The organism is Pseudomonas sp. PS01303 (assembly GCF_029959385.1).
In the GTDB taxonomy this organism is placed as follows: domain Bacteria; phylum Pseudomonadota; class Gammaproteobacteria; order Pseudomonadales; family Pseudomonadaceae; genus Aquipseudomonas; species Aquipseudomonas rustica.
Window position 1 is genome coordinate 1 of the sequence record NZ_JASCPK010000249.1, and the last position, 4462, is coordinate 4462.

General features: G+C 58.3%; 6 protein-coding genes. 4 read left to right on the forward strand and 2 right to left on the reverse strand.

Annotation, left to right across the window (positions count from 1 at the left end):
- Nucleotides 1-199: 199 nt before the first annotated feature.
- From QMX93_RS29830 to QMX93_RS29840, 3 genes are all read left to right on the forward strand, one after another.
- Nucleotides 200-670: a nuclear transport factor 2 family protein gene (locus QMX93_RS29830; RefSeq protein WP_053117357.1), complete on the forward strand. Its 471-nt coding sequence runs from the start codon at nucleotides 200-202 to the stop codon at nucleotides 668-670.
- Nucleotides 671-709: 39 nt separating this feature from the next.
- Nucleotides 710-1012, forward strand: a complete 303-nt coding sequence (locus QMX93_RS29835) for a GIY-YIG nuclease family protein (RefSeq protein ID WP_008083651.1) — start codon at nucleotides 710-712, stop codon at nucleotides 1010-1012.
- Between the two features lie 84 nt (nucleotides 1013-1096).
- Nucleotides 1097-2032, forward strand: a complete 936-nt coding sequence (locus QMX93_RS29840; protein ID WP_282359158.1) for a glutathione S-transferase family protein — start codon at nucleotides 1097-1099, stop codon at nucleotides 2030-2032.
- A gap of 99 nt (nucleotides 2033-2131) precedes the next feature.
- Here QMX93_RS29840 and QMX93_RS29845 read toward each other — a convergent pair whose 3' ends face one another.
- Both QMX93_RS29845 and yejK read right to left on the reverse strand, forming a co-directional pair.
- Nucleotides 2132-2482, reverse strand: coding sequence for a glutaredoxin family protein (locus QMX93_RS29845; protein WP_282359160.1), 351 nt, complete (start codon nucleotides 2480-2482; stop codon nucleotides 2132-2134).
- On the reverse strand, nucleotides 2482-3486 hold the full coding sequence (gene yejK / locus QMX93_RS29850; protein ID WP_053117368.1) for a nucleoid-associated protein YejK: 1005 nt from the start codon (nucleotides 3484-3486) through the stop codon (nucleotides 2482-2484). Before yejK ends, QMX93_RS29845 begins: the two co-directional genes overlap by 1 nt.
- Before the next feature lie 519 nt (nucleotides 3487-4005).
- Here yejK and QMX93_RS29855 point away from each other — a divergent pair.
- Entirely contained in the window at nucleotides 4006-4287 is a 282-nt protein-coding gene (locus QMX93_RS29855) for an HU family DNA-binding protein (protein ID WP_003221909.1), read from the forward strand.
- Nucleotides 4288-4462: the final 175 nt, after the last annotated feature.

Below are 4462 nucleotides of genomic sequence, written 5' to 3' on the forward strand. Positions count from 1 at the left end.
GCGCGAGCTTGCCCGCGAAGACGGTGGTTCAGGCACAGATCATGTTGAATGTGCCGGCCTCTTCGCGAGCAAGCTCGCTCCCACAGTTTTTGGGGCGCCTTTAAGATCTTGGATGGTATTCGGTTTACGAATGCCGATAGTGTTTCTTCGTATTGCGGATTATCGTGCTGGCAATCTGTACCTATTTTGGAGATTGCCCATGAGCGAAGCCCACAGCGCGTTGATCACCCGCTTCTACGAAGCCTTCAAACGTCTGGACGCCGAGGCCATGGCCGCGTGCTACACCGATGACGTGGTGTTCAGCGATCCGGCCTTCGGCGAACTGCGCGGGCGCGATGCCGGCGACATGTGGCGCATGCTCACCACCCGCGCCAAAGACTTCTCCCTGACCTTCGACAACGTCCGCGCTGATGAGCGCAGCGGCGGTGCGCACTGGGTCGCGACCTACCTGTTCAGCCAGACCGGCAACGTTGTGATCAACGATATCCAGGCCCGTTTCGTCTTCCGTGACGGCAAGATCTGCGAGCACCACGACCATTTCGATCTGTGGCGCTGGTCGCGTCAGGCTCTGGGTTTCAAAGGTCTGCTGCTGGGCTGGACGCCCCTGGTACGCAACGCTGTGCGTGCGCAGGCGTTGAAGGGACTGAAGGCATTTCAGGCCGGTCGCTGATAAGATCGCGACCTGTTTCCTACACGCCTTGATCCCAAAGTGACCAGCCTTAGCGAAAAATCTGTCGATGTGGCCGAACCGGTGAGCAAGTCCTGGTTCGTCTACCTCGTTCGCGCGGCCAACGGTTCGCTGTACTGCGGCATCAGCGATGACCCGGTGCGCCGTTTCGCCAAGCACCAAAGCGGCAAAGGCGCGCGGTTCTTCCTTTCCAGCCCGGCGATGGCGTTGGTGTACACCGAGCTTTGTCGCGATAAAAGCGATGCTTTGCGTCAGGAGCGGCTGATCAAAAAACTGCGCAAGAGCGCCAAGGAATGCCTGGTCGCGTCTTATCAATCTGACTGATCGGTTCCCATCAGCCAGATCTGTAGGCTGCTAAGCAAATGCACGCTAAGCTGCCGGCTCACTTTCTGAGCGGCGGAGCCGAGCATGTCCGAGTTGATTCTGCATCATTACCCGACCTCTCCATTTGCCGAGAAGGCCCGCCTGCTGCTGGGTTTCAAAGGCCTGTCGTGGCGCTCGGTGCACATTTCGCCAGTGATGCCCAAGCCGGATCTGACCGCGCTGACTGGCGGCTATCGCAAAACCCCGGTGCTGCAAATCGGCGCCGACATCTACTGCGACACTTCACTGATCGCCCGTCGCCTGGAGCAGGAAAAAGCCCTGCCGAGCTTCTTCCCTGAAGGCCAGGAAATGACCACCGCGAGTTTCGCCACCTGGGTTGATTCGGTGGTGTTTCAACATGCGGTGAGCCTGGTGTTTCAGCCGGAATCGGTAGCCGTGCGTTTCGGCAAGCTGCCGCCGGAAGCGATCAAGGCGTTTATGGCTGACCGCGCCGGTTTGTTCTCGGGTGGCAGTGCCACACGTCTGTCCGCTGAGCAGGCCAAGCATCAATGGCCGACGATCATGCTGCGTCTGGAGCAACAACTGCAGCGCGAACAGGGCGACTTCCTGTTCGGCGAGCCGTCGATTGCCGACTTCGCGCTGGCGCATCCGCTGTGGTTCCTCAAAGCGACTCACGTCACCGCGCCGTTGGTGGATGAGTATCCGGCTGTTTCTGCCTGGTTGGGTCGAGTGCTGGGCTTTGGTCATGGCGCGTCGAGTGCGATGACTGCTGAGGAGGCGTTGGAGGTTGCCCGTAGCGCGACGCCAGTGGATCTGCCGAAAGAGCAGTTCATCGACCCGAATGGTTTCAAGGCAGGCCAGCAAGTGGCGATCTCGGCGACGGATTACGGTGTTGATCCAGTGGTCGGTGAGTTGCTGTTTGCCGGTAGCGAAGAGCTGATCATTCGTCGCGAAGACGAGCGCGGCGGCGTGGTGCACGTGCACTTTCCACGCTTCGGTTTCCGCATCGAAGCCCGCTAAATCTGTAGGAGCAAAGCTTGCTCGCGAAGAACGATGACGCGGTGTCTCTGACAAACCGGGTTATCGTACTTCGCGGGCAAGCCTTGCTCCTACAGAGTTTTATTTCAGGGCGGCGAGGATTTCGTCCGGGTCAAACCCGCGAATCAAGGTGCCGTTGACATCAATCAACGGAATCCCGCGTCCACCCAATGCCTCATATGCCTTGCGCGCATCGGCATCCTTCTCGATGTCGAACTCCTTGAATGGAATCCCCTTGCTGTCGAGAAAACGCTTGGTCTGTTTGCAGTAACCGCACCAGTCGGTGGCGTAGAGCACGACGTTGGCTTGCGCCCGCGTTTGCTCGGCAACCATCTGCGACGGATTGAACACCCGCTCGATCTTGCCCCAATTCTGATACACCACGACCACCAGCAGAACCAGCGCGACCTTCTTCAGCACATTGGCGAGCATCAGTTGCGCCGCTTCAGCTGATCGGTCAGCGACGTCGGCAAACCTTTGATGACCAGGGTGCCAGCCTCTTCGTCGTACTCGATCTTCGAGCCCAGCAGGTGCGCTTCAAAGCTGATCGACAGGCCTTCGGCGCGGCCGGTGAAGCGGCGGAATTGATTCAAAGTGCGTTTGTCCGCTGGAATCTCTGGCGACAGGCCGTAGTCCTTATTGCGGATGTGATCGAAGAAGGCTTTCGGGCGCTCTTCGTCGATCAGCTCGGAGAGTTCTTCCAGGCCCATCGGCTCGCCGAGTTTGGCCTGGCTGCTGGCGTAATCGACCAGGGTCTTGGTTTTCTCGCGGGCCGACTCTTCCGGCAGGTCTTCGCTCTCGACGAAATCGCTGAAGGCCTTGAGCAGCGTGCGCGTCTCGCCCGGGCCGTCGACGCCTTCCTGGCAGCCGATAAAGTCGCGGAAGTATTCCGAGACCTTTTTGCCATTCTTGCCCTTGATGAATGAGATGTACTGCTTCGATTGTTTGTTGTTCTGCCACTCGGAGACGTTGATCCGCGCCGCCAGGTGCAACTGGCCGAGGTCGAGGTGGCGCGACGGGGTCACGTCCAGCTCATCGGTCACCGCCACGCCTTCGCTGTGGTGCAGCAGGGCGATCGCCAGGTAATCAGTCATGCCTTGCTGATAATGCGCGAACAGCACGTGGCCGCCGACCGACAGGTTCGACTCTTCCATCAGCTTCTGCAGGTGCTCGACCGCGACTTTGCTGAATGCGGTGAAGTCCTTGCCGCCCTCCATGTATTCCTTCAGCCAGCCGCTGAACGGGAACGCGCCGGATTCCGGGTGAAACAGGCCCCAGGCTTTGCCCTGTTTGGCGTTATAGCTCTCGTTGAGGTCGGCGAGCATGTTCTCGATGGCCGCGGACTCGGCCAGTTCCGTGTCACGGGCGTGCAGAACTGCGGGCGTGCCGTCGGGTTTTTTGTCGATCAGGTGGACGATGCAATGACGGATCGGCATGGGCTTCTCGGCTGTTGGAAGGGAGGAGGGCAGGCTCCCCCGAAAAAGCGCTAAGTGTACCCGATTCTCCAGCCGAGACTCCCTGTAGGAGCTGCCGAAGGCTGCGATCTTTTGATCTGGAATTTTAAAAAATAAGATCAAAAGATCGCAGCCTGCGGCAGCTCCTACATAAACGGGAAACTGCGTTGGCGGCAGCAAAAACGGGGGCTTGCAGGGCAAAACCGGGGCGTGCGACCGGGCTTATGCAGTTTTTTCGCGGTTTAGAGCAATAAAGCTGACCAAATGGGTAGCTAGAGGCGGATATTTCCTTGTCTCTGTGCTAGTTTTGCCCGGTCTTACGCGAAGTCACTGCGTTAAGCGTGCAATCAGCATTTGTCAGGTCGAACCAAACCCTGATTTCGGTATCTATAACCCGACTCGTCGTGGTTATCGCCGAGGGTGCCAGATCCAGAAGATCGGGCTCGATGGCTGACACTGCACTCTGCAATCCATATGAATTTGATAGGGAAGGAACACTACATGGCTCTTACTAAAGACCAACTGATCGCCGACATCGCTGAAGCTATCGACGCGCCGAAAACCACCGCGCGTAACGCTCTGGACCAACTGGGCCAAATCGTTGCCGATCAGCTGGAAAACGGCGGCGAAATCACCTTGCCAGGTATCGGCAAGCTGAAAGTGACCGAGCGTCCTGCCCGCACTGGCCGTAACCCTTCGACTGGCGCTGCCATCGAAATCCCTGCGAAGAAAGTGATCAAGCTGGTTGTGGCCAAAGGCCTGACCGACGCTGTGAACAAGTAAGACGCAGCAATAAAAAACCGTGCTCCGGAGTGATCCGGGCACGGTTTTTTTGTGCCTGCGATTTGGTGGTCAAGTCGCGGGCCAATGTGGGAGCGAGCCTGCTCGCGAAAGCGCTAGGTCAGTCACCCTAAATCTCGACTGATATACCGCATTCGCGAGCAGGCTCGCTCCCACA